Raw genomic sequence first — 24,386 nt, forward strand, 5'->3', positions numbered from 1 at the left:
ACAGGAAGATTCATCCTGTCCTGCGCTTCAAGCGAGCCAGACGCTGGCTCAATTCCAGGTAGTGCCTGCGTTGTTCATCGGTGTGGATCCCCATCTCGATCAGGCGATCGCAACGCGCCTGCACCACCTGCAGCTCGATCTGCCGCAAGGCATCGCGCCACTCGGCCTCGGGCTCGGGCAACTCCTGCATCATGACCTCGGTCGACAGGTCGCGAATGGCCTGCGCCAGGTCGGAATCAGGATCGGCGGCCTCCAGTAGCGCCCCCGCATGCCGCCCGCGGCTGGCACTCGCCAGCGCAACAAGCTCGCGTACCAAGCCCAGATGGGGATGATGCGCCAATAATTCAAGCTGCTGGTCGCCCAGGCCATCGACCAGCGCCGGGTGCGCCAGCAAAAGCTGCAACAGGCGCCGGGCCAGCGGCGTGACGCTGCGCGCACCCTGCGGCCGCTTGCCTGCGCTCCGGGCCCGCGCGCCACCCGACGGGCGCGGCGGCTCGTGTGCCTGCCCCAGCCAGGGCGGCGCGTCGTCGGGAGCCTCCCACGAGCCCGTAAATCCGACATCGCCGCTCCCGTCCCAGGGCGCTTCGCCGTCCCAGGGCGCGCCCACGGCGCCCGTCGGCTCCGGCGCGCCACGCCCCCGGCTCGCGCCGCCCGCGCCCGTGCCGACCGCCGCCGCGCCTACCACGGGCGCCTCGGTGCCGCCCGCGGCCAGCAGCATCTGCGTCAGCTCGTCGGGCGTCAGACGCACCAGCTGGGCGAACTCGCGCTCCACCTGCAGGCGATAGCCGCCCTCGGGCATCTGCCGCAGCAGGGGCCGCGCCTCGTGCACGCAGGCGGCGCGGCCCTCGGCCTCGCGCAAGTCGTGGCGCGCGCTGAGCTCGTCGAGCAGAAAGCGGGACAGGGACTGCGCCTCGTCGAGGTAGGCGCGCAGCGCCTGTACGCCGTAGGCGCGCACGTAGGAATCCGGATCCTGCCCCTCGGGCAGGAACAGGAAGCGCATCGCCACCGCCTCGCCCACCCAGGGCAGGCAGGCCTGCAAGGCGCGCCAGGCCGCCTTGCGCCCCGCCCCATCGCCATCGAAGCTGAAAATGATGCGGTCGCTGGCGCGGCACAGCTTCTGCACGTGCGTCGGCGTCGTGGAAGTACCCAGCGTGGCCACGGCGTTGTTCAGGCCGAACTGTGCCAGCGCCACGACGTCCATATAGCCCTCGACCACCAGCACGCAGCCCTCGGTGCGGATGCCCGCCCGCGCCTCATGCAGGCCATAGAGCTCGTTGCCCTTGGAAAACAGGCTGGTCTCGGGCGAATTGAGGTACTTGGGCTCGCCCGGCTCGATGAGCCGCCCGCCAAAACCGATCAGCTGGCCCCGTCCGTTGTGAATGGGAAACATCACCCGGGCGCGGAAGCGGTCGTGGCGGCGGCCATCCTCGGACTCGACCACCAGCCCCGACTCGATCAGGGCGGGGTCGTCGTAGTGCTCGAACACCGCCGCCAAGCCGCGCCGCTCGGCGCTGGCCCAGCCCAGGCCGTAGTGTGCCGCGATCTCGCCGCTCAGGCCGCGCTTTTTCAGGTAGGCGACGGCCTGCGGCGACTGCTTGAGGGCGGCCCGGTAGTGCGCCTGGGCCTTGTCGAGAATGTCGCGCTGGCGCGAACTCTCGGCCTTGCGCTCGCGCTCGACGGCGCGCTGCTTCGGGCTGCGCGGTTCTTCGGGCACGGTCATGCCCACGCTGGAAGCCAGCGTGCGCACCGCCTCGGGGAAGGTGGCGCCTGTGTGCTCGGTCAGGAAGTGCAGCGCGCTGCCGTGCGCGCCGCAGCCGAAACAATGGTAGAACTGCTTGGTCGGACTGACCGTGAAGGACGGCGTCTTCTCATTGTGAAAAGGGCACAAACCCAACAGGTTTGCACCCCCTTTGCGCAGCTGTACATATCGGCCGACGACATCGACGATATCGACGCGCGCCAGAAGTTCCTGAATGAAGGATTCAGGAATCAATCAATAGAGACGCGGCGGCAGTTGTTGGCTGCGGATGCGCTTGTAGTGGCGCTTGACGGCAGCGGCGGCCTTGCGCTTGCGCTCGGCGGTGGGCTTCTCGTAGAACTCGCGCGAACGCAGTTCGGTCAGAAGACCGGTTTTTTCGATGGTGCGCTTAAAGCGCCGCAGGGCAGCCTCGAAGGGCTCGTTTTCTTTGAGGCGGACAATCGGCATGTAAATCCTTGAAAGCCTGGGTAAATTCATGGGTATCGGCGAAAACGAAATCAGCCGGTGCACCCACGGTTGGGGTTAAAGGTATATCCTGACTAGGACAGCAGAAGATTCTATCATGGATCGCCCAACGAAGCCATGGCCGCGCATGGTCGTCAGCCCTGTCCTGCCAAACCCCGCGATCGGCTCCCCGTCGGCGCGAACCGCGATGCCCGCCCCAAAAGCCGCGCTTCGAGGCCGGGCGCCAGGCCGCCGCTTACTTGGCTTCGGAATCGGGGTATGCCGTACGCACGCCCTTGCGGATCCAGGATTCCAGCTGATGCGGCCGCAGGCTGTCGTAGTCTTCGAAAGGCTGATGTATCCAGGGATTGGTCGGCAGCTGATCGACGTAGTAATCGGGCTCGACTTTGGCGTGCCCTTTCCACCACAGCACGGCGGTGCGCAGTTCGGTGATGCCGGCAAACTGTTTGAGCAGGTGATCGCGCACGCGCGTGAAGGTAAGCCCGGTATCGACCATGTCGTCGACCAGCAGCACCCGGCCATCCAGCGTGCCACGCGTGATGGTGATGAACTGGGCGATGTCCAGCTGCCCCTGCACGGTGCCTGCGGCCTCGCGATAGCTGCTGGTGGCCAGAATGCCCAGCGGCACGTCGAAAATACGCGACAACACGTCGCCCACCCGCACCCCACCGCGCGCCAGACACAAAATCTTGTCGAAGGCCCAACCGGATTCATGCACCTGCAAGGCCAGGCGCTCGGTCAGCTCGTGATATTGTTCCCAGCTAACCCATAGATCGCGGTCGGTGCTCGGCGGGGTACTCATGGTGTGATCCTATTGTCTTTCAAAAAATCGAGGTCAAAAAAACCGCAAGCTCACTTGCGGTCTTGGGGAGCGCCTCAGCCCTGGAAGGGGTGGCGCAGCACGATGGTCTCCAGGCGGTCGGGGCCGGTGGACACCATGTCGATGGGCACGTCGCACACGTCGGCGATACGCTCGAGGTAGCGTCGGGCGTTGATGGGCAGCTTGTCGTATTCCGTGATGCCCACGGTGGATTCCGACCAACCCGCCATTTCTTCGAGCACAGGTTCGGCTTCGGCGGCCGCGTGCGCACCGTACGGCAGCACGTCAAGGAATTGCCCCTTGTAGCGGTAGCCGACGCCGATCTTGATCTGTTCGACGCCGTCGAGCACGTCGAGCTTGGTGATGCACAGCCCAGTGAGGCCGTTGATCATGACCGAACGCTTCATGGCGGCGCCATCGAACCAGCCGCAGCGGCGCGGGCGCCCGGTGACGGAACCAAATTCTTTGCCCACGGTGGCCAGGCGCAAGCCGGTGTCGTCGAGCAGTTCGGTGGGGAACGGCCCCGAACCCACGCGCGTGGTGTAGGCCTTGGCGATGCCCAGCACGTAATCGAGTGCCTGCGGCCCGACGCCAGTGCCCGCCGCCGCAGCGCCTGCCACGCAGTTGCTGCTGGTGACGAACGGGTACGTGCCGTGGTCGATGTCGAGCAGCGTGCCTTGCGCGCCTTCGAACAGCAGGTTGTGACCCGCCTTGCGCGCCACGTGAATGTTGCTGGAGACGTCGGCCACCATGGGGGCGATCTGGGGCGCGAGCGCCATGACCTGATCGCGCACCTGGGCCGCGTCCACGGCCTTGGCGCCGAGATACTGGGTGAGCACGAAGTTGTGGTAGTCGAGCACTTCGGCGAGCTTTTCGTCGAAGACCGCCGGATCGTAGAGATCTTGGATGCGCAGCGCGCGGCGCGCCACCTTGTCTTCGTAGGCCGGGCCGATGCCGCGACCCGTGGTGCCGATCTTGCCCTCGCCCTTGCGCGCCTCGCGCGCCTGATCAAGCGCGATGTGGTAGGGCAGGATGAGCGGGCAGGCCGACGACACTTGCAGGCGCGAGCGCACGTCGAGGCCGGCGGATTCGAGCTCGGCGATTTCGCCCAGCAAGGCCTCGGGCGAGATGACCACGCCATTGCCGATGTAGCAGGTGACGTGGGGGTGCATGATGCCCGAGGGGATCAGGCGCAAAATGGTCTTGCGCCCGTTGATCCACAACGTATGGCCCGCATTATGCCCGCCCTGGAAGCGCACGACGCCCTGGGCAGATTCGGCCAGCCAATCCACGATTTTGCCCTTGCCTTCGTCACCCCACTGGGTTCCGATCACAACGATGTTCTTGCTCATAAGCCTTGCTTGCGGCAGCACTATGCCACCATGGGAAACCAGTAAGTTTATACCATCTTAGCGGATGGCTACCGCGCGCAGCACCCAGCCACTGTCCGAGGACACCAATTCCTGATCGATCAGGAACTCGTCGAACTGCCGTGGCTCGCCCGGCAGGCTCTGGATGACGATATGCCCTTGGGTGCGCAGCGTACGCACCGCTTCGGCCAGGGCGGGGTCGTCCGACCAGGGCGCCGAGATGGCCTGGGCGCGGCGCGCATCGGGCAGGCCCGCCGACAGTTTGCGCAAATCGAGGCTGAAACCCGTGGCCGGGCGGGCGCGCCCGAATTTGCGGCCAATGCCGTCGTAGCGGCCACCGCGCACCAGGGCATCGTGCCAACCGGTTGCATAAATGGAAAACACCACACCCGAGTGGTAGCCGTAGCTGCCCCCCATATCGGCGAGATCCAGGGCGATGTGCGCATCCGGCAAGGCGGTGCACAGCGTGCGCAGCGCATCCAGGGCGGCATGCACCGTGGGCAGACCGGGCAGGCACTGGCGCGCCCGATCGACCACGGAAAGATCGCCATACAGGCCGGTGAGCGTGCGCAGAGCCTGCGCGGTGTCGGGCCGCGCACCGGTTTCGGCGCACAGCGCCATCAATCCGGGAACGTCTTTGGCGCTCAGCAGGTCGAAGACGGTATCGGCCACTTCCTTGAGGGCGGCATCGTCGTCCACCAGCGCGCGACCAACCCCCGGATGGTTCAGGTCGAGGCGCGGCTGCAGCACACCCGCGCGGCGCACGGACTCGAGCGCCAGGCGCACGCATTCGATGTCGGCCTGCACCCCCGCATGGCCGAAGATTTCGGCACCGATCTGCAGCAGCTCGCGGTCGGACATCAACCCCGAGGGGCGCGCGTGGATCACCGGGCCGCAGTAGCACAGGCGTGTGACGCCGGACCGGTTGAGCAGATGGGCATCGATGCGCGACACCTGCACGGTCATGTCGGCACGCACCCCCATCGTCAGGCCCGAGAGCTGATCCACGAGCTTGCAGGTGCGCAGGCGCAAGGCCTCGTCATCGGCCAGCATGAGCGAATCGAGGTACTCGACCATGGGCGGCGCCACCAGTTCAAAGCCATAGGTGCGATACAGATCGAGCAATTCGCGGCGCAATTCTTCAATGCGCCGCGCCTCTGCGGGCAGGATGTCCGACAGATTCTCCGGCAGCAGCCAGTTTGACATCATGATGTGGGGTTCCAAAAATCGGCCAAAAAGAAAACGACCCGCCTCCCGCAGGCAGGTCGTTCATTGGATGGGCTCAGTGCGCTGCGGCCTTGTCGCCCTGCGCGCGATCCCAGTAGCGGAAGAACTCGGAGTTGGGGCTCAGCACCAGGCCGCTGTCCTGACCGGCGAACGCCGAACGATAGGCTTCGAGGCTCTTGTAGAAGCTGTAGAACTCGGGGTCTTTGCCATATGACTTGGCGTAGATGGCGGCTGCCGTCCCGTCGCCCTCGCCGCGCTTGGCCTGGGCTTCGGCATAGGCCTTGGCCAGAACCTCTTGACGCTTGCGGTCGGCCTCGGCGCGGATGCGTTCGCTGTCGGCGGCACCGCTGGCGCGCAGCCGGTTGGCCTCTTGTTTGCGCTCGGCTTCCATGCGGCGATAGACCGACTCGGAAATCTCGGGCGCGAAGTCGATGCGGCGCAGGCGCACATCGACCACGTTGACGCCCAATGGCTTGGCGCGCTGGGCGACCGCCGACTGGATCTCTTTCATGATCGTGTCGCGGTCGCTGGACACCACCTGCTTGACCGTGCGGATGTTGACGGCGGCGTTCAGGGCGTCGCGGATCTGCGCCTGCAGACGCTCGACGGCGGCGCCGCTGTTGGCGCCGAACGTCACGTAGAACAGCCGTGGATCGGCGATGCGCCACTTGACGAAGGAGTCGATCAGCAGGTTTTTCTTCTCGGCGGTCTGAATGCGTTCGGGATCGCGCGTTTCGATGGTCTGCAGGCGCTTGTCGAGATAGACCACGTTTTCAAAGGGCGGCGGATACTTGAAGTACAGGCCGGGCTCGGTGATGGTCTCGCGCACTTCGCCCAGGGCGAACAACAGGGCGGAATGGCGTTCGTTGACCACGAACACGCAGGAAGACAGCGCGGCCACCAGCAGAACCAGCCCGACCAGAACAGGAAAAAGGCGTTGCATCATGGGCTCCTAGTTCGAGTACGGGTTGTTCAGCAGGGAATCGAGGCCGGACGGCACGCCCCGCGCAGCCGGGCTGCCGGATGGCTTGCCGGTTCTGGACGTCGTCGCCGCATGGGCCGCGGCCCCCGCCCCGGCCACTGTGCCGCTGCTGCCAGCCGCCGCCGCGCCGGATGCGCCGCCGACTGTCCCGGCGGCGTGGGCCGCCTGCCCCATGATCTTGTCGAGCGGCAGGTACAGCATGTTGTTGCCCGACGGCACATCGACCAGCACCTTGGCCGTGTCGTTGAGGATATCTTGCATCGTTTCGAGATACATGCGCTCGCGGGTGATGGCCGGCGCCTTGTTGTACTCGGCGGCCACGCTGTCGAAGCGCGAAGTATTACCCTGGGCCTGGCCGATGACCTTGGCGCTGTAGCCCTCGGCCTCTTGAATCATGCGCGCGGCCTGGCCCTCGGCCTCGGGCAGCACCTGGCTGGCGTAGGCATTGCCTTCGTTGATCTGGCGTTCGCGATCCTGCCCCGCCTTGACGGCATCGTCGAAGGCGGCCTGCACCTGCTCGGGCGGCTGCACGTTCTGGATGGCCACCGTGGAAATCTGGATGCCGGTCTTGTAGCGGTCGAGAATGCTTTGCGCCAGGGCCTGTACTTCGGAGGCGACCTCGGTGCGCCCGGAATACAGCACGAAGTCCATGGGCTTGCGACCCACGATCTCGCGCATGGCGGTTTCAGCCGCCTGGCGCACGGATTCGTCGGGCTGGCTGGTGTTGAACAGGTAGGCAGGCGCCCCGTCGGGCCGCAAGCGATACTGCACCACGAACTGCACGTCCACGATGTTTTCATCGTTGGTGAGCATGAGCGATTCGGACAGCACCTTGTTGCGCGACGAACCGCGAAAGCCCACCTCGAAGGTGCGCAACTGCGCGATGTTGACGTCTTGCGACGCCTCGATGGGATACGGCATGCGCCACTGCAGGCCTGGCGTGAGCGTGCGCGTGTACTTGCCAAAGCGGGTGACGACGGCCACCTGGCCTTCTTGCACGATCATGAAACCGCTGGCCAGCCACAGCAGGATGGCGACGATGACGAGCAGCAGCACGAAGCGCGGCGACGGCCCTGGCAGGGACGGCAGGCCGCCCCCCGTCGGCAAGCGCGGGCCGCGCCCGCCACGTTTGCCGAACAGGCCCGTCAGCCGTTTGTTGAAGTCGCGCCAGACTTCATCGAGGTCGGGCGGCCCGCCCGACTGGCCGGGCTTGTTGTCGGAGGAATTATCGTCTTGATTTTGCTGACCGCGCCCCCAGCCCGGATCATTCAGGTTGAACAGTTTCATTCCACGCATTGTTTCCCGTTAGCCCCCCAAATTCGGCGATCGACTGTCGCACACCGTCCAGACCCTTGCGCTGTAACGCACTGACAAAGACTCGCGCAATCGTACCATGTTCATTTCGTTCGACCCGCGGATCATATCCGGCGGTGTCGATTTTGTTATAGACGCGGATTTGCGGAATATCCCGCGCCCCGATGTCTTCGAGCACTTTGTTGACCTCGGCGGCCTGCTCGTCGCGCTGCGGGCTTGCGGCATCGACGACGTGCAGCAGCAGATCGGCGTGGACGGTCTCTTCGAGGGTGGCCCGGAAAGCGGCGATCAGCATGGGCGGCAAGGCGCGAATGAAGCCCACCGTGTCGGAGATGACCACCTGCCCCGCCCCTTCGATCCAGACCCGGCGGGTGGTGGTGTCGAGCGTGGCGAAGAGTTGATCCGCGGCATAGGCGCCCGCCCGGGTCAGGGCATTGAACAACGTGGATTTGCCCGCGTTGGTATACCCCACCAGCGACACCGAGAGCGTCTGCCCCCGGGCCCGGGCACGGCGCTGCGTGAGCCGCTGACGCTGCAGGCGTTCGAGGCGCTCGCGCAAGGCACGCACCCGCACGCCGATGAGGCGGCGGTCGGTTTCGAGCTGGGATTCGCCCGGCCCGCGCACGCCGATGCCGCCCCGTTGGCGTTCGAGGTGCGTCCAGAGACGGGTGAGGCGGGTGGACAGGTGCTGCAACTGGGCAAGCTCGACCTGCACCTTGCCTTCGTGGCTTTTGGCCCGCAAGGCGAAAATGTCCAGGATCAGGGCGACCCGATCGACCACGCGCACGTCGAAGTGACGTTCGAGGTTGCGCTGCTGGGCGGGGCTCAGGGGCTGGTCGAACAGCACGACCTCGGCCCCGGTGGCCTTGACCAGCGCCGCTGCTTCTTCGACCTTGCCCGAGCCGATAAAGCCCGCCGCATCGGGACGGCTGCGCCGCACGGTGAGGACTTCGACGATGTCCGCCCCGGCGCCGCGTGCCAGCATGAGGAATTCTTCGGCATGCGCCGTGTAGTCGGCGTTGCCCAGATCGACGCTGATGACGAGCGATTTCATGCAAACGCCCCCTCGACAAACAGCGGAGCGGGCGTCTGGAAGCAGCGGAATGCGGTGTTATTCAGCAGAGTCGTCTACCTGGAAGGAGACTGGGCGAGCCGGCACGACCGTGGAGATGGCGTGCTTGTAAACCATTTGCGTGACCGTATTGCGCAACAGCACCACGTATTGATCGAAGGACTCGACCTGGCCTTGCAGCTTGATCCCGTTGACCAGATAGATCGAAACGGGCACGTGGTCCTTGCGCAATGCGTTCAGGAACGGGTCTTGAAGAATTTGCCCTTTATTGCTCATGGACGAGGCTCCGGTTATTGAAGTTATAGGGAACGAGTTATTTTAATGCGAATCTTGCGGTGCAGCAGGCGCCGCAAGGTTTTCAGGTGGAGAGGACGCTTTTCAGCGTATCACAGAGCCGCGCGCACTGTTCTGGCGTGCCGACCGTGATGCGCAGATATTGCTCGATGCGGGGGGCCTGGAAGTGGCGCACGAGGATACCGTGATCGCGCAGGCGGCGCGCGATGATGGCAGCCTCATGGCTGCGGTGCCGGGCAAAGACGAAATTGGCCTGGGAGGGCAGCACGGCGAAGCCCAACCCCTGCAGTTCGCGCACCAGTTGCTCGCGCGCGTCGATGACGGCACGGCAGGTGCGCTCGAACCAGGCCTCGTCCTCGATGGCGGCCTGCGCGCCTGCCAGGGCAATGCGGTCAAGCGGATAGGAGTTGAAGCTGTCTTTCACCCGCAGCAGGCCCTGGATGAGTTCGGGCGAGGCCAGCGCATAGCCCACTCGCAGGCCGGCCAGCGAGCGCGACTTGGACAGGGTATGGACGACCATGAGATTGGGCGTATCGGCCAGCAGCGCGGCAGCCGACTCGGCGCCGAAATCGACGTAGGCCTCGTCCACCACGACGGCGCTGTCGGGATGGGCCGCCGCGATGGCGGCGATGGTATCCAGCCCCAGGGCGCAGCCCGTGGGCGCGTTCGGATTGGCGAAGATGATGCCCGCGGGCTCTTGCTCGCTGACGGCCGTGTAGTCGGCCACCTTCAGGGTGAAGTCGTCCGCCAGCGGAATCAGGCGATGTGGCACCTGGAAGAAACGGCAGTACGTGCGATAGAAGCTGTAAGTGACGTCGGGCAACCACAGCGGCCGCCCGCCGCGCAGGAAGAAGGCATTGAAGACGTGCGCCAATACTTCATCGGAGCCATTGCCGAGAAACACCTGATCGGCCGTCAGGCGGTAGCGCCGCGCGACGGCCTGGCGCAGGGCCTGGGCCTGGTAATCGGGGTACAGGCGCAAATCGTCGGTGACGGCGGCCCGCATGGCCTCGATCGCCTTGGGCGATGGCCCATAGGGATTCTCGTTGGTGTTGAGCTTGAGCAGATTGGGAATCCGCGCCTGCTCACCGGGTACATAAGGCGTCAGCCCGGCAATGTGATCGCTCCACAAGGTGGTCACGTCTTGTCGTCCTTCAGGTAGGGATTGTGCGAAGACTTGAATTCCACGCTCAGGGGCGTACCCGCCAGCTTGAAGGCCTCGCGAAACTGCCCTTCGAGGTAGCGGCGGTAGGAATCGGGCACGGCGTCGAGCGCATTGCCGTGAATGATGATGCGCGGCGGATTCTGCCCGCCCTGGTGGGCGTAGCGCATCTTGGGCCGGAAAATCCCCTTGCGTGGCGGCGGCTGCTGCTCGACGGCGGCCTGCAGCACGCGCGTCAGCCGGGGCGTGGACAGCTTGGCGAACGCGGCGGCGTGGGCCGCCTCGACCGCCTTGACCACCGGCCCGATCCCCTGCCCTTTCAGGGCCGACAGATGCAGCACCTTGGCAAACGACAGAAAACGCAGCTTGCGGTCGTATTCGCGCTGCACCCACTCACGCTGCTCGCGGTCGATGGCATCCCACTTGTTGAGGCCGACCACCAGCGCGCGCCCGGCCTCCATGGCGAAACCCGCGATGTGGGCGTCCTGGTCGGACACCCCGGCCTCGGCGTCGATGAGCAGCAGCACCACGTTGGCGGCCTCGATGGCCTGCAGGGTCTTGATGACCGAGAATTTCTCGATGGTCTCGAAAACCTTGCCCCGGCGCCGCAACCCCGCCGTGTCGATGAGGGTGTAGCGGCGCGCGCCCCGCTCGAATTCGATTTCGATGGCGTCGCGCGTCGTGCCCGGCAGATCGTAGGCGATGACGCGATCTTCGCCCACCAGGGTGTTGATGAGCGTGGACTTGCCGACATTGGGTCGGCCCGCAATGGCCAGCTTGATGCGGTGATCGGGTGCCGTGGCGGGGTCATCGTCCGAAGCTTCGTCAGCCAACGCGGCATCGGCGGCTGCGTCGGTGGCGGCAGGCGCCTGCAGAGGCAAGAAAGCTTCGTCCACCAGCGCGGCAATGCCGTCCCCGTGGGCGGCGGAAATGGGATGAGGCGTGCCCAGGCCCAATTCGTGGAACTGGGCGAGGTCGGCGTGATCGCGCATGCCTTCGGCCTTGTTGACCGCCAGCAGCACGCGCTGCCCGGACTTGCGCAGCAGGCGGGCGATCTCGTGGTCGTGCGCGTTGATGCCCTCGCGTCCATCGACCAGGAACAGCACGACGTCGGCCTCGGCGATGGCCTGCGCCGTCTGGCGCGCCATCTCGACCAGGATGCCCTGGGTGGCCACTGGCTCGAAACCGCCGGTATCGACCACGATGAAGGGGTGGTCGCCCACGCGCCCCTCACCGTAGTGACGATCACGGGTGAGCCCCGAGATATTGGCAACCAGTGCGGCCCGCGAACGGGTCAGCCGGTTGAAGAGCGTCGATTTGCCGACGTTGGTGCGGCCCACCAGGGCCAGGACGGGTTTGAAGCGCAATTCAGTCACTAACACCCACCAGCATCAGATTGCCATTGCCGGTCTGAACCAGCACGCCGCGCGGCGTGGCGAGCAAGGCGGAAGTAATCGGCCCGCCGCCCACCTGCAGGCGGGCCATCAGGCTGCCATCGGTGCGCGAAAGGAAATGGACGTAGCCCTGGAAGTCGCCCAGGGCAAGCGCGCGTCCGGCCACCGCCGGCGCACTGAGATGGCGATTGAGCAGGGCCGAGGTCTTCCAGGCCTCGTGGCCGTTCTGCAGGTCGAGCGCATGCACGGTATCGCGCAGGCCGGGCAGGTAGAGACGCTGGCCGTCGGTGGTCATGCCGGTGGCCGAGGAAATATCCTGCGACCAGACGGGCCGCCCGCCCTGGGCGACGTCGAAGCAGGTGGTGCGTCCCTGATAGCTGACGCCACACAGCAGCGACCCCGCCGTGATGGGCTCACCGACGATGTCGCTGATGCGTTCGAGGTCGGAGGCCCCACGGTTGGCGGCAATGGTGCCTTCCCAGCGCACGGCACCAGAAGCCGCGTCGATCACCAGCAGCCGTCCCCCCGGCATGCCCGCAATCAGCAGATTGGGCACGATGGCCATGCGCATGCTGGTGCGCAGCGCCAGCGCCGGGCCCGGGCGCTGGATGTCCCAGCGCAGCTTGCCGCTGGATTCGTCGAAGGCCTGCACGCGGTAATCGGTGGTGCGCACCGCGACGATGCCGTTGCCGACGGCCGGCGACACATTGACGGCGCTGGCCGCCTGCGTGCGCCAGACTTCCTTGCCCGCGGCGTCATAGGCCACGACCATGCCATCCTGGGTAACGACCGCCGTGGTGCGGCCATCGCTGCCCACCCCCGCGGTCAACGCCTCTTTGCCGGCACGCCAGCGGATGGCGCCATTGGACAGGTCGAGCGCCGCGACGCTGCCCGAAGGCGTGGCGGCGTAGACGGTATCGCCCACCACTTGCGGCGCAAAGCCGTAGTCGCCGCCACTGCCGATGGACACGGACCAGCGCACCGCCACGCTGAGCGTGGGCGTGTAGTCGGTGAGCGGCGCCGGATCGAAGCGGGCGTCTGTCTGGGAAAACAGCCCGCAGCCGGACAGGCCCGCAATGGCCAGGCCGACGACGGCGGCGCGAAACAGACGAACAGGGATACGCATGAGGCTCAAGCTCCGTTCAAGGCGTCAATCTTCAGTTGGACGATCTGTGCAGCCGGGTCGGCCCCCAGGGCCTTCAGGGCTTCTTTCCAGGCCTCGACGGCCTGCTGGACGTGCCCCTGGGCGGCAAGCACATCGCCGCGCCGGTCGGCATACAGGCCAACAAAGCCGTCAGGCGCCGTCCCCTGCAGCTGGGCCAGCGCGGGGTCGTATTGTTTCTGGGCCAGCAGCACGCCCGCCAGCCGCAGCCGGGCGACAGCCTGCAGGGCGGGCGCCGATTTGTCCCGCACCAGCCATTCGAGCTGTTCGCGCGCGCCGTCGAGGTCGTTGCGCTGCTGCAAGGCCCAGGCGGCCACCAGCACGCCGCGGGCCGCATAGCCCGAGCTGGCGTAGTCCGAACGCAGGGCGCTGCTGGCCGCCTTGATGCGCGCGACGGCGTCATCCCCGGACTGGCCGGCGGCGCTTTCGAGGGCTTCGTAGTAGCCCATGGCCTGCCCCGCCTGATGCGAAGCGTACCACTGCCAGCCGCGCCAGCCGCCAAACGCCAGAACGACGGCCAGCACGAGCACCATGCCAAACGTGCCGTAGCGATCCCACCAAGCCTTCAGTGCGTCGATTTTTTCCTGTTCTTCGAGATCGTATGCCATGCCTGTAGTCAGATCCTTTGCTTGAGATGATGCGCCAGCTGCTCGAAGGCGACCGATTCCTGCTGCGCCGCGTCGGCGGCGTCGCGCCGCAGCCACTTGACCGTGGCGGCGCCAGCGGCAAGTTCGTCGCCACCGATGATGACGGCGGCCTCGGCGCCGCTTGCGTCCGCGCGGCGAAACTGTGATTTAAACCCAGTCGAGCCCGCGTGGACAAGTGCCCGCAGGCCCGCGTCGCGCAGGGCCTCGGCCAGGCGGGCCGCCTGGCGCTGGCCCGCCTCGCCCTGGTGCACGAGATAGACCTGGCATTCCGCTGGCGTCGGCGCCGCCCCGTCCTGCTGCCAGAGGTCGAGCAGGCGCTCCATGCCGATGGCAAAGCCCACGGCGGGCGCGGCCTTGCCGCCCAGCAGTTCGATCAGGCCGTCGTAGCGGCCGCCGCCGCAGACGGTGCCCTGGGCGCCCAGCCGGTCGGTGACCCACTCGAACACGGTGAGATTGTAGTAGTCGAGCCCGCGCACCAGCCGCGGATTGAGCGTGTAGGTGATGCCCGCGTCGTCCAGGCGGGCGCACAGCCCCTGATAATGGGCGAGCGATTCGGCCCCCAGGAAGTCGAACAGGCGCGGGGCGCTGTTGGCCATCGCCTGCATTGCCGGGTTTTTCGTGTCGAGTACGCGCAGCGGATTCGTGTGCATGCGCCGCCGCGCTTCTTCGTCGAGCACGTCCACGTGCTTTTCCAGGTGCTCGATGAGCGCGGCCCGATGGGCGGCGCGCTCGGCGGCCTGTCCAAGCGAATTGAGTTCGAGGCGGATGTCGGCGAGCCCCAGCAGGCGCCACAGGCGCGCCAGCATGATGATGAGTTCGGCATCGACGTCCGGCCCGGGAAAGCCCAGCGCCTCGACGTCGATCTGGTGAAACTGGCGGTAGCGTCCGCGCTGCGGGCGTTCGTGGCGAAAGACCGGCCCCATGGCGTAGATACGCCGCGGCCGATCATAGAGAAAGTTGTGTTCGATGGCCGAGCGCACGATGCCCGCGGTGAATTCGGGGCGCATCGTCAGGCGGTCTTCGTTGAGCGAATCGACGAAGGAATACATCTCTTTTTCGACGATGTCGGTGACCTCGCCGATGCCGCGCGTGAACAGCCGCGTGTGTTCGAGCACCGGCGTGCGCATGTTCTGGTAGCCGTAGCCGGCCAGCCAGTCGCGCACCAATGCTTCAAGGGTTTCCCAGCTGGCCGATTCGGGCGGCAGGGTATCTTTCATGCCGGTCAGGCCGGCGACTTTCTTGAATTCGGACATGCCACTCAATCTGCAGTGCGCGGTACGACGCCGGGGCGGTGGGCGGGCGCAGCGCCCGCCTCTTGCCCGTAGCGCCGCGCCACATAGTCTTCGACAATCTGTTTGAACTCTTCGGCGATGGTGTCGCCCTTGAGCGTGACCGTACGCTTGCCATCGACGTAGACCGGCGCCGAGGGCACTTCGCCCGTGCCCGGCAGGCTGATGCCGATATCGGCGTGGCGGCTTTCGCCCGGGCCGTTGACCACGCAGCCCATGACGGCCACGTGCATGTTCTCGACCCCCGGATAGCGGTTCTTCCAGACCGGCATCTGCGCACGCAGATAGGCCTGGATGCTGGCCGCCAGCTCTTGGAAGACCGTGCTGCTGGTGCGCCCGCAGCCCGGGCAGGCCACCACCATCGGCGTGAAGGCCCGCAAGCCCATAGTCTGCAGGATTTCTTGCGCCACCACGACCTCGCGGCAGCGGTCGCCGCCGGGTTCGGGGGTGAGAGAAATACGGATGGTGTCGCCAATGCCCTGCTGCAACAGCACGGCCAGCGCCGCCGTGGAAGCCACGATACCCTTGGAGCCCATGCCGGCCTCGGTGAGGCCCAGGTGCAGGGGGTAGTCGCAGCGCGCGGACAGTGTCTGGTAGACGGCAATGAGATCCTGCACGTGGCTGACCTTGCACGACAGCACGATGGCGTCGCCGCGCAGGCCCAGCTCTTGGGCGCGCTCGGCGTTGCTGATGGCGGAGACCACCAGGGCCTCGCGCATGACGGCATTGGCCGGCCAGGGTGTGGCCCGCGCGGCGTTCTCGTCCATCATGCGCGCCAGCAGAATCTGGTCGAGGCTGCCCCAGTTGACGCCAATGCGGATGGGCTTGTCGTGGCGGCACGCGACTTCGATCATCTGCGCGAAATTGTCGTCGCGGTGCTTGCCCGCGCCCATGTTGCCCGGATTGATGCGGTACTTGGACAGGGCCTGGGCACAATCGGGAAACTGCGTGAGCAGCTTGTGGCCGTTGTAGTGAAAATCGCCCACCAGCGGCACCGGCACCCCCATGCGATCGAGGAGGTTGCGGATTTCACCCACCTGGGCCGCCGCCTCGGGGGTGTTGACCGTCACGCGCACCAGTTCGGAGCCGGCCTGCCAAAGCTCGCGCACCTGCCGCGCGGTGGCCTGGGCATCGGCGGTGTCGGTGTTGGTCATGGACTGCACCACCACGGGCGCGCCACCGCCCACCTGGATGGCGTGGTCGCCCCAGCGGACGGTGACGGCCCGCGTCGCGCGACGCGCGGCGACGGAGGGTTCGGAAATATCAAGAGCAGCAGTCATGGGCGCAGGGCCTTCAACCAGTCGAACACCAGCCACTGATCGGGCACCCAGCCGCGGTCGATGGCGTAAAAACCAAAGGCGCAAAAGAGCACGAGAAGCAGCAACAGCCAGGCCCAGGTGCGGTGCGCGGGCTCGCCGCGCGGCGTCATGTCCATCTGCGGCAAGGCGTGGCGCGCGGTGGCCGCATGCACGGCGGGATGGGCGCGTCCCGGCCCGATGGCGTCATCCAGCAGACGCAGCATGGCTTCGGCATCGGTTTCCAGGAAACGGGCGTAGTTTTTCACCAGGCCGCGCAGAGGCACCCCTTCGGGCAGCCGCGCCCATTCGTTGGCCTCGAGGTGGCGTAGCTGCGCCGCCGAGTATTTGATGCGCGCCGAGACCTCGCCCAACGTGAGGCCACGGGTTTCGCGCAGCGCCTTCAGGGTGCTGCCCACCTGCGGCGAGGCGGCATCATCGGCGCTCTCGGGGTGCAGGAGGGCTTCGGCGAGAGACTCACTCATGCGTGCTCCTTTTTGCGAATGACGACGCGCGCGCGGTCGGGCAGGCGCTCGTTGATGCGAGTGCGGTCTTTGACCTCGCCCGCCAGCTGGCCGCAGGCGGCATCGATGTCGTCGCCACGGGTCTTGCGCACGGTGACGATGAGCCCGGCGTCGGTGAGCTGCTGGGCAAAGAGCCGGATGCGCGCCGTGGGCGAGCGCTTGAGCCCGGACTGCGGGAACGGGTTGAACGGGATGAGGTTGAACTTGCAGCGCACCCGCCGGGCGACTTCGATGAGTTCGCGCGCCTGCTCGTCGGCATCGTTGACGCCGTCGAGCATGATGTATTCGAAGGTGATGAAGTCGCGCGGGGCGACTTCCAGATAGCGGTTGCAGGCGTCGAGCAGCTCGGCCAGCGGATACTTGCGATTGAGCGGCACCAGGCGGTCACGCAGCGTGTCGTTGGGCGCATGCAGCGACACGGCCAGCGCCACCGGGCAGTCGCGTGCCAGGCGGTCGATCATGGGCACCACCCCCGAAGTGGACACCGTGACGCGGCGGCGCGACAGGCCATACGCATGGTCGTCCACCATCAGGCGCAGGGCGCCCAGCACCTGGTCGTAATTGAGCAGCGGCTCGCCCATGCCCATCATGACCACGTTGCTGACGGCACGCTGGGCGTCTTCGGCCGGCCCGTTCAGGCGTGCCGCCTGGGGGTCGTCGCGCAGAGCACGGTTGGCGTACCACAACTGGCCGACGATTTCGGCGGTGGTGAGGTTGCGGCTGAAGCCCTGGTAGCCGGTGGAACAAAATGGACAGGCCACGGTGCAACCCGCCTGGCTGGAGATGCACAGGGTGCCGCGGTCGTCTTCGGGGATGAAGACGGTCTCGATGGCATTGCCCAGCCCCATGTCGAAGAGCCACTTGCGCGTGCCGTCGGCGGAACGCTTTTCAAGGTTGAGCGGCGGCGCCTGCACGATGCAGTGCGCATCGAGCTGGGCGCGGAATTCTTTGGCCAGATCGCTCATGTCGTCGAAACGATCGACCCCGCGCTGGTGCACCCACTGCGACAGCTGGCGCGCGCGAAAGGGTTTGCCGCCCCACTGCGCAACCAGGGCTTGAAGGGCGGCGGGGTCGAGCCCCAGCACATTGACGGATTCGGTAGCGGACATGAGCAATCAAAAGAGGAAAACGGGCCCCGGACATCCAGAACCCAGGTGCCCCGCGCGCCGGTTCACGGCAAGGAACCGGGCGGAACACGAGCCACTAGGGGCCAGTCACCAGGCCCCGTGCGATCAGCGGCTGAAAATATTGCTTTCGGGGAAGAAGAAAGCGATTTCCACCGCCGCGGTTTCGGCAGCGTCGGAGCCGTGCACGGCATTGGCGTCGATGCTGTCGGCGAAGTCGGCGCGGATGGTGCCGGGAGCGGCCTTCTTGGGGTCGGTGGCGCCCATCAGGTCGCGGTTCTTGCCGATGGCCGATTCACCTTCGAGCACTTGCACGAACACCGGGCCCGACACCATGAAATCGACCAGGTCTTTGAAGAAGGGGCGTTCTTTGTGCACGGCATAGAAACGCTCGGCCTCGCCACGCGACAGCTGCTGCAGGCGGGCTGCCACAACTTTCAGGCCTGCCTGCTCGAAGCGGGCGACGATCTGGCCAATTGCATTCTTGGCAACGGCGTCAGGCTTGATGATGGAAAGGGTACGTTCGATGGCCATGAAAATTTCCGGTAGTGAACAGGGAAAGGGTGTTTCCCGTGAAAAGGTAGAATGTTCCCGCACAGGACGCCTCGTGCCGATGCACGGGTGCGCCTTCGCATTGGCGGTCAACCGCGCATTTTACCATGCGCGATTTCCCGAACATACGCCTACAATAATCCATTTTTTCGCCGTCCCTAGCCACCCATGAGCGATTCCAACTCCACTTCCCTGCCCAAAAGTTTTGAACCCCAGGATATTGAATCCCGCTGGTACGACGAGTGGAACCGCCGCGGGGTATTCGACGGCGGACGCCACGTTGAACCGGTCGCCGACCACGCATCGACCCCGTTTGCCATCCAGTTTCCGCCGCCCAACGTGACGGGCACGCTGCATATGGGCCATGCCTTCAACCAGACCATCATGGATGGCCTGATCCGCTACCACCGCATGCGCGGCGACGACACCGTCTTCATTCCCGGCACCGACCACGCCGGCATCGCCACCCAGATCGTCGTCGAACGCCAGCTGGATGCCGAAGGCATCTCACGCCACGACCTGGGTCGCGAAAAGTTCCTCGAGCGCATCTGGGCCTGGAAAGAAAAATCGGGCAGCACCATTACCGGACAGTTCCGCCGCCTGGGGTCGTCGTGCGACTGGTCGCGTGAATACTTCACCATGGACGAGCGCCTGTCGCGCGGCGTGGTCGAAGTGTTTGTGCGCCTCTACGAACAAGGCCTCATCTACCGTGGCAAGCGGCTGGTCAATTGGGACCCGGTTCTGGGCACGGCCGTCTCCGACCTCGAGGTGGTCAGCACCGAAGAAGACGGCCACATGTGGGAAATCCGCTATCCGCTCACCCAGCCCGTGGACGGGCTCAGCCACCTGGTGGTGGCCACCACGCGCCCTGAAACCATGCTGGGCGACGTGGCCGTCATGGTGCACCCCGAAGACGAACGCTACGCCCACCTCATCGGGCGCACGGTCACCCTGCCGCTGGTGGGGCGCGAAATCCCCATCATCGCCGATGACTACGTCGATCGTGAATTCGGCACGGGTGTGGTCAAGGTCACCCCGGCGCACGACTTCAACGACTACGCGGTGGGCCAGCGCCACCAGCTGCCCATGATCAGCATCCTCACACTGGACGCCAAGATCAACGACGAGGCCCCCGCCCAGTACCGCGGCCTCGATCGCTACGAGGCCCGCGCCCGCATCGTCGCCGACCTCGATGCCCAGGGCCTGCTGCAACAAGTGCGCGCGCACAAGCTGATGGTGCCGCGCGGCGATCGCACCAACAGCATCATCGAGCCCATGCTCACCGACCAATGGTTCGTCGCCATGAGCAAGCCCGCTCCCGAGGGCAGCCTGCACCCGGGCAAGAGCATCACCCAGGTGGCGCTCGACGTCGTCGCCGACGGCCGGGTAAAGTTCGTCCCGGAAAACTGGAGCACCACTTACAACCAGTGGCTCAACAACATTCAAGACTGGTGCATTTCCCGCCAGCTGTGGTGGGGCCATCAAATCCCTGCCTGGCATGCGCCCGACGGCCAGATTTTCGTCGCGCACTCGGCCGAAGAAGCCGAACAAAAGGCCCGGGCCGCGGGCGTGCGGGGGCCGCTCACGCGCGACGCCGACGTGCTGGACACCTGGTTCTCGTCCGCCCTGGTGCCCTTCACCGACCTGGGCTGGCCCGAACAGACCCCCGATCTCGCCCGCTACCTGCCCTCAGGCGTGCTGGTCACGGGCTTTGACATCATTTTCTTCTGGGTGGCGCGCATGATCATGATGAGCATGCACCACACCGGCCAGGTGCCCTTTCGCACCGTCTACGTCCATGGCCTGGTCTGCGACATGGAAGGCAAGAAGATGTCGAAGTCCAAGGGCAACACCATCGACCCCGTCGATCTCATCGACGGCATCGGCCTCGACCCGCTCATCGCCAAGCGCACGGTGGGCCTGATGAACCCCAAGCAGGCCGACAGCATCCGCAAGCGCACGCGCAAAGATTACCCCGAGGGCATCCCGGCCTACGGCGCCGACGCGCTGCGCTTCACCATGGCCGCCTATGCCACCCTGGGGCGCAACATCAACTTCGACCTCAAGCGCTGCGAGGGCTACCGCAACTTCTGCAACAAGCTCTGGAACGCCACCCGCTTCGTGCTCATGAACGTCGAGGGCCAGGCGCTGGGCACGCCACAACCGGGCGACCTGTCCTTCGCCGACCGCTGGATCATCGACGGTCTGCAGGGCCTCATCACCGAAGTGCATGCGGGCTTCGCGCAATACCGCTTCGACCAGGTGGCCGACCGTCTCTACCACTTCATCTGGGACGAATACTGCGACTGGTATCTGGAGCTTGCCAAGGTGCGCCTGCAAACGGGCAGCGCGGTCGAACAGGCCGCCACCCGGCGCACGCTCATCCACGTGCTCGAAACGCTGCTGCGCCTCATCCACCCCATCATGCCCTTCATCACCGAAGAACTCTGGCAGAAGGTATCGGTGGCGGCCGACGTGCGCGCCGCCGACACCGAAGACAGCATCAGCGTGCAGCCCTACCCGGTGGCACGCGACACCCTGCGCGATGCGTCCGCCGTGGCGCAGATGACCACGCTCAAATCACTCACCGAAGCCATCCGCGCCCTGCGCGGCGACATGAACCTGGCGCCCAGCCAGCGCGTGCCGCTGCTGGTGCAAGGCGCGCCGCAGGGCCTGGACGAACTGGCCCCCTACCTCTCGACCCTCGCCCGCCTGGCAAGCGTGCAGGCCGTCGCCCAGCTGCCCGACCTGGGCGCGCCAGTGCAGGTGGTGGGCACCACACAGCTGATGCTGCACGTCGAAATCGACGTTGCCGCCGAACAGGCCCGCCTGGGCAAAGAGATCGCCCGCCTCGAGCACGAGATTGCCAAGGCACAGGCCAAGCTGGGCAATGCCAGCTTCGTCGAGCGGGCACCGGCAGCCGTGGTCGAGCAAGAGAAAACCCGCCTGGCGCAGTTCGGTGAAACGCTTGCGCGCGTGCGCACCCAGCGCGCGCGCCTGCACGGCTGAATCCCGCCTCACGGCTCACGTCACAAGCCGCGACAAAAGCCGCTCAAACCGCCCTCCGACAGCTGGACATCGATCCGGCCTTCGGGGGGCGGTTTTTTCAATACGGGGCTTTACCGCGCACGCCCCGGCCCACCCGCTCGTTTTCCGCATATCACGCGGCACCGTGGGCAGGTTTCCGGGACGGCATTTTCACGCGGCCAAAATCCGCTAACATGGGTCACAAGCAATTTCATTCAAACCAATTTCTCATGCCCTCCTCCACCTTCCAGCCCGTGATCGAATCCCTGCTGGACACCGACCTGTATAAATTCACCATGTGGCAGGCCATGCTGCATCGGCACCCGGCCGCTCAGGCGGAATACCAGTTCATCTGCCGCAACCGGCCCGAACACCCGCTGGCCGAACTCGCCGACGAAATCGAACAACAGATCGACCACCTGTGCAGCCTGGGTTTTCGGCAAGACGAGCTGGATTATCTCAGCAGCCTGCGCTATATCAAATCCGATTTCGTCGATTTTCTGTCGCTGTTTCACTTCCAGCGGCGTTTCATCGACGTCAGCGTGCAGGGCGACATGCTCAGCATCGTGGCGCGCGGCCCCCAGGTGCACGTCATGGGATTCGAGATTTTCGTGCTGGCTATCGTCAACGAGCTGTATTTCCGGCGCTATCAAACCCCCGACGTGCTCGACGAAGGGCGGCGGCGGCTGCAGGAAAAAATCCAGCTGCTGCACGCATTTTCACAAGAAGCGCCGCGCCGCTTTCCGCTGGCGATTTCCGATTTTGGCCTGCGCCGACGCTTTTCGCGCGCCTGGCAGACCGAAGTCGTCGAGCGCCTGCGCGCCGCGGTGCCGCAATACATCACCGGCACCTCCAACGTCGCGCTGGCAAAATCCCACGGCCTGATACCGGTGGGCACCATGGCGCACGAATATCTGCAGTCATATCAGGCATTCGGCAAAGTCAGGCTGCGCGATTTCCAGCGCGCGGCGCTGGAAGATTGGGTACAGGAATATCGCGGCGACCTGGGTGTCGCCCTGACCGACGTGGTGGGCATGGATGCCTTCCTGGCCGATTTCGACCTGTATTTTGCCAAACTCTTTGACGGCCTGCGCCACGATTCGGGCGACCCGATCGCCTGGGGCGAAAAAGCCATCGCCCATTATCAAAAACTGCGCATCGACCCCGCCAGCAAACGCTTCGTTTTTTCAGATGGCCTCAATCTGCCGCAGGCGCTGAACATCTACCGTCATTTCGCCGACCGGGTACAGCTGGCGTTTGGCATCGGCACCAACCTGAGCAACGACCTTGGGCCGCAGCCCCTGAACATCGTCATGAAACTGTTTCAGTGCAACGGCATGCCCACCGCCAAGCTGCCCGACAGCCCCGGCAAAGAACACTGCACCGACGCCACCTTTCTGGCGTATTTGCGTCAGGTGTTCGGGCGTTAGCGAGCTGGGCGTCAGGCGGTGCCGCCCACGGTCAGCCCGTCGATGCGCAGCGTGGGCATGCCCACGCCCACCGGTACGCTCTGGCCTTCTTTGCCGCAGGTGCCCACCCCCGAATCGAGCGCGAGGTCGTGGCCGATCATGCCGATGCGGCGCATGGCCTCGGGGCCGCTGCCGATCAGGGTAGCCCCCTTCACAGGATGCGTGACCTTGCCGTTTTCGATGAGATAGGCCTCGGACGCTGAAAAGACGAACTTGCCGCTGGTGATGTCCACCTGCCCGCCACCAAAATTGACGGCATACAGGCCGCGCTTCACCGAGGCGACGATTTCTTCGGGATCGGCCTGGCCTGCCAGCATGTAGGTGTTGGTCATGCGCGGCATGGGCAGATGCGCATAGGATTCGCGCCGCCCGTTGCCCGTGGGTGCCTGCTTCATGAGACGCGCATTGAGGGAATCCTGCATGTAGCCGCGCAAGATGCCGTCTTCGATGAGCACGTTGTGCTGCGTGGGGTGGCCTTCGTCATCCACGTTGAGCGACCCGCGCCGATCGGGCAAGGTGCCGTCATCGACCACCGTGACGCCGCGCGAGGCCACCTGCTCGCCGATGCGCCCGGAAAACACGCTGGAACCCTTGCGGTTGAAGTCGCCCTCGAGGCCGTGACCCACGGCTTCGTGCAACAGAATGCCCGGCCAGCCCGAGCCCAGCACGACGGTCATCTGCCCGGCGGGCGCCGGACGCGCCTCGAGGTTGACACGCGCCTCGTGCACCGCCCGTTCGACGTAGCCGCGCAGGATGTCGTCGGTGAAATAGGCCAGGCCAGTGCGCCCGCCACCCCCACCGTGCCCCATTTCGCGCCGCCCCTTGCGCTCGGCGATGACGGTGAGCGATAGGCGCACCAGGGGGCGCACGTCGGCTACCAGGCGGCCATCGCTGCCCGCCACGAGGACGACGTCGTATTCGGCGGCCAGGCCCGCCATGACCTGGATGATTTCGGGGTCGGCGGCGCGCGCCATGGCTTCGAGCCGTTCGAGCAAGGCGACCTTGTCGGGCGCCGACAGGGAATCGACCGGATTGACGGCGGCATACAGGCGATGGGGAGAATCGAGCCCGCCATCGACCCGGCGGCGGCCCGCCCCTTGGCGCGCGATGGTGCGCACAGCCCGGGCGGAAGACAGCAGCGCCGCGGGCGAGAGGCTGTCGGAATAGGCGAAGGCGGTTTTTTCGCCGCTGACCGCGCGCACGCCGACGCCCTGGTCGATGGAGAAGCTGCCCGTCTTGACGATGCCTTCTTCGAGGCTCCAGCCCTCGGAGCAGCTGTACTGGAAGTACAGGTCGGCATAATCCACCCGGTGGGTATGGATTTCGGACAAGGCCCGCGCCAGGTGCGATTCGTCGAGCCCCCAGGGGTCGAGCAGCAGGGAGCGGGCGGTATTGAGGGCTTCCAAGCCAGGTTCAATCAGTTTCATCGGGGAAGATC

The 24,386-nt window shown here is 65.7% G+C and carries 21 protein-coding genes; 2 read left to right on the forward strand and 19 right to left on the reverse strand.

All coding sequences use genetic code 11. From position 1 onward, the window contains the following. Window positions 1–10: 10 nt before the first annotated feature. The 18 genes from dnaG to ndk form a co-directional block, all read right to left on the reverse strand. Window positions 11–1,993 (reverse strand): DNA primase, encoded by a 1,983-nt coding sequence (gene dnaG / locus CCA01S_RS00970; protein ID WP_066452843.1) that lies wholly within the window; start codon window positions 1,991–1,993, stop codon window positions 11–13. Beyond that, complete coding sequence (rpsU, locus tag CCA01S_RS00975; protein ID WP_066452846.1) at window positions 1,994–2,206, reverse strand: 30S ribosomal protein S21; 213 nt, start codon at window positions 2,204–2,206, stop codon at window positions 1,994–1,996. A gap of 253 nt (window positions 2,207–2,459) precedes the next feature. Further along, window positions 2,460–3,026, reverse strand: a complete 567-nt coding sequence (locus tag CCA01S_RS00980; RefSeq protein WP_066452849.1) for a phosphoribosyltransferase — start codon at window positions 3,024–3,026, stop codon at window positions 2,460–2,462. Window positions 3,027–3,100: 74 nt separating this feature from the next. Further along, window positions 3,101–4,396, reverse strand: a complete 1,296-nt coding sequence (locus CCA01S_RS00985) for an adenylosuccinate synthase (RefSeq protein ID WP_066452851.1) — start codon at window positions 4,394–4,396, stop codon at window positions 3,101–3,103. Window positions 4,397–4,453: 57 nt separating this feature from the next. Continuing rightward, entirely contained in the window at window positions 4,454–5,620 is a 1,167-nt protein-coding gene (locus CCA01S_RS00990; RefSeq protein WP_066452941.1) for an ATP phosphoribosyltransferase regulatory subunit, read from the reverse strand. Between the two features lie 76 nt (window positions 5,621–5,696). Then, window positions 5,697–6,584 carry a protease modulator HflC gene (gene hflC, locus CCA01S_RS00995; RefSeq protein WP_066452853.1) on the reverse strand — a complete coding sequence of 296 codons (888 nt, stop codon included), beginning with the start codon at window positions 6,582–6,584 and terminating at the stop codon, window positions 5,697–5,699. A gap of 9 nt (window positions 6,585–6,593) precedes the next feature. Further along, window positions 6,594–7,919: an FtsH protease activity modulator HflK gene (hflK, locus tag CCA01S_RS01000; RefSeq protein WP_066452855.1), complete on the reverse strand. Its 1,326-nt coding sequence runs from the start codon at window positions 7,917–7,919 to the stop codon at window positions 6,594–6,596. Beyond that, the gene (hflX, locus tag CCA01S_RS01005; RefSeq protein ID WP_066452856.1) at window positions 7,888–8,991 is read right to left on the reverse strand and encodes a GTPase HflX; all 1,104 of its coding nucleotides are present in this window, start codon (window positions 8,989–8,991) and stop codon (window positions 7,888–7,890) included. Before hflX ends, hflK begins: the two co-directional genes overlap by 32 nt. Window positions 8,992–9,048: 57 nt before the next feature. Then, complete coding sequence (gene hfq / locus CCA01S_RS01010; RefSeq protein WP_043681925.1) at window positions 9,049–9,285, reverse strand: RNA chaperone Hfq; 237 nt, start codon at window positions 9,283–9,285, stop codon at window positions 9,049–9,051. Between the two features lie 82 nt (window positions 9,286–9,367). Continuing rightward, window positions 9,368–10,444: a histidinol-phosphate transaminase gene (gene hisC, locus CCA01S_RS01015; RefSeq protein ID WP_066452858.1), complete on the reverse strand. Its 1,077-nt coding sequence runs from the start codon at window positions 10,442–10,444 to the stop codon at window positions 9,368–9,370. Then, the gene (gene der, locus CCA01S_RS01020; RefSeq protein ID WP_066452859.1) at window positions 10,441–11,832 is read right to left on the reverse strand and encodes a ribosome biogenesis GTPase Der; all 1,392 of its coding nucleotides are present in this window, start codon (window positions 11,830–11,832) and stop codon (window positions 10,441–10,443) included. Before der ends, hisC begins: the two co-directional genes overlap by 4 nt. Before the next feature lies 1 nt (window position 11,833). Then, window positions 11,834–12,985, reverse strand: a complete 1,152-nt coding sequence (bamB, locus tag CCA01S_RS01025) for an outer membrane protein assembly factor BamB (RefSeq protein WP_066452945.1) — start codon at window positions 12,983–12,985, stop codon at window positions 11,834–11,836. A 5-nt stretch (window positions 12,986–12,990) separates the two neighbouring features. Next, window positions 12,991–13,629 (reverse strand): YfgM family protein, encoded by a 639-nt coding sequence (locus CCA01S_RS01030; RefSeq protein WP_066452860.1) that lies wholly within the window; start codon window positions 13,627–13,629, stop codon window positions 12,991–12,993. Between the two features lie 8 nt (window positions 13,630–13,637). Continuing rightward, a complete protein-coding gene (gene hisS, locus CCA01S_RS01035) occupies window positions 13,638–14,921 on the reverse strand; it encodes a histidine--tRNA ligase (protein WP_066452862.1) in 1,284 nt (427 codons plus the stop codon). Window positions 14,922–14,926: 5 nt separating this feature from the next. Next, window positions 14,927–16,237: a flavodoxin-dependent (E)-4-hydroxy-3-methylbut-2-enyl-diphosphate synthase gene (ispG, locus tag CCA01S_RS01040; RefSeq protein ID WP_066452864.1), complete on the reverse strand. Its 1,311-nt coding sequence runs from the start codon at window positions 16,235–16,237 to the stop codon at window positions 14,927–14,929. Next, window positions 16,234–16,737 carry a helix-turn-helix domain-containing protein gene (locus CCA01S_RS01045; protein WP_066452866.1) on the reverse strand — a complete coding sequence of 168 codons (504 nt, stop codon included), beginning with the start codon at window positions 16,735–16,737 and terminating at the stop codon, window positions 16,234–16,236. The genes ispG and CCA01S_RS01045 overlap by 4 nt, the downstream gene beginning before the upstream one ends. After that, the gene (gene rlmN / locus CCA01S_RS01050; protein WP_066452868.1) at window positions 16,734–17,885 is read right to left on the reverse strand and encodes a dual-specificity RNA methyltransferase RlmN; all 1,152 of its coding nucleotides are present in this window, start codon (window positions 17,883–17,885) and stop codon (window positions 16,734–16,736) included. Before rlmN ends, CCA01S_RS01045 begins: the two co-directional genes overlap by 4 nt. 123 nt (window positions 17,886–18,008) lie before the next feature. Next, window positions 18,009–18,434 (reverse strand): nucleoside-diphosphate kinase, encoded by a 426-nt coding sequence (gene ndk / locus CCA01S_RS01055; RefSeq protein ID WP_066452872.1) that lies wholly within the window; start codon window positions 18,432–18,434, stop codon window positions 18,009–18,011. A 186-nt stretch (window positions 18,435–18,620) separates the two neighbouring features. Here ndk and CCA01S_RS01060 point away from each other — a divergent pair, with 186 nt between their 5' ends. After that, on the forward strand, window positions 18,621–21,461 hold the full coding sequence (locus CCA01S_RS01060) for a valine--tRNA ligase (protein WP_066452875.1): 2,841 nt from the start codon (window positions 18,621–18,623) through the stop codon (window positions 21,459–21,461). A 248-nt stretch (window positions 21,462–21,709) separates the two neighbouring features. Continuing rightward, window positions 21,710–22,909 carry a nicotinate phosphoribosyltransferase gene (gene pncB, locus CCA01S_RS01065; protein WP_066452877.1) on the forward strand — a complete coding sequence of 400 codons (1,200 nt, stop codon included), beginning with the start codon at window positions 21,710–21,712 and terminating at the stop codon, window positions 22,907–22,909. An 11-nt stretch (window positions 22,910–22,920) separates the two neighbouring features. Here pncB and tldD read toward each other — a convergent pair whose 3' ends face one another. Beyond that, a complete protein-coding gene (gene tldD / locus CCA01S_RS01070; RefSeq protein ID WP_066452879.1) occupies window positions 22,921–24,375 on the reverse strand; it encodes a metalloprotease TldD in 1,455 nt (484 codons plus the stop codon). Between the last annotated feature and the right edge of the window lie 11 nt (window positions 24,376–24,386).

The sequence above is a fragment of the Castellaniella caeni NBRC 101664 genome (assembly GCF_001592225.1).
In the GTDB taxonomy this organism is placed as follows: domain Bacteria; phylum Pseudomonadota; class Gammaproteobacteria; order Burkholderiales; family Burkholderiaceae_B; genus Castellaniella; species Castellaniella caeni.

Coding starts and splice junctions, on each gene's coding strand:
- rlmN (WP_066452868.1), bottom strand. CDS start 17,885: ATGTCCGCTACCGAATCCGTCAATGTGCTGGGGCTCGACCCCGCCGCC.
- CCA01S_RS01030 (WP_066452860.1), bottom strand. CDS start 13,629: ATGGCATACGATCTCGAAGAACAGGAAAAAATCGACGCACTGAAGGCT.
- CCA01S_RS00980 (WP_066452849.1), bottom strand. CDS start 3,026: ATGAGTACCCCGCCGAGCACCGACCGCGATCTATGGGTTAGCTGGGAA.
- hflK (WP_066452855.1), bottom strand. CDS start 7,919: ATGCGTGGAATGAAACTGTTCAACCTGAATGATCCGGGCTGGGGGCGC.
- hfq (WP_043681925.1), bottom strand. CDS start 9,285: ATGAGCAATAAAGGGCAAATTCTTCAAGACCCGTTCCTGAACGCATTG.
- CCA01S_RS01045 (WP_066452866.1), bottom strand. CDS start 16,737: ATGAGTGAGTCTCTCGCCGAAGCCCTCCTGCACCCCGAGAGCGCCGAT.
- hflX (WP_066452856.1), bottom strand. CDS start 8,991: ATGAAATCGCTCGTCATCAGCGTCGATCTGGGCAACGCCGACTACACG.
- hisS (WP_066452862.1), bottom strand. CDS start 14,921: ATGTCCGAATTCAAGAAAGTCGCCGGCCTGACCGGCATGAAAGATACC.
- ispG (WP_066452864.1), bottom strand. CDS start 16,237: ATGACTGCTGCTCTTGATATTTCCGAACCCTCCGTCGCCGCGCGTCGC.
- CCA01S_RS00990 (WP_066452941.1), bottom strand. CDS start 5,620: ATGTCAAACTGGCTGCTGCCGGAGAATCTGTCGGACATCCTGCCCGCA.
- CCA01S_RS00985 (WP_066452851.1), bottom strand. CDS start 4,396: ATGAGCAAGAACATCGTTGTGATCGGAACCCAGTGGGGTGACGAAGGC.
- rpsU (WP_066452846.1), bottom strand. CDS start 2,206: ATGCCGATTGTCCGCCTCAAAGAAAACGAGCCCTTCGAGGCTGCCCTG.
- tldD (WP_066452879.1), bottom strand. CDS start 24,375: ATGAAACTGATTGAACCTGGCTTGGAAGCCCTCAATACCGCCCGCTCC.
- CCA01S_RS01060 (WP_066452875.1), top strand. CDS start 18,621: ATGAGCGATTCCAACTCCACTTCCCTGCCCAAAAGTTTTGAACCCCAG.
- bamB (WP_066452945.1), bottom strand. CDS start 12,985: ATGCGTATCCCTGTTCGTCTGTTTCGCGCCGCCGTCGTCGGCCTGGCC.
- hflC (WP_066452853.1), bottom strand. CDS start 6,584: ATGCAACGCCTTTTTCCTGTTCTGGTCGGGCTGGTTCTGCTGGTGGCC.
- pncB (WP_066452877.1), top strand. CDS start 21,710: ATGCCCTCCTCCACCTTCCAGCCCGTGATCGAATCCCTGCTGGACACC.
- ndk (WP_066452872.1), bottom strand. CDS start 18,434: ATGGCCATCGAACGTACCCTTTCCATCATCAAGCCTGACGCCGTTGCC.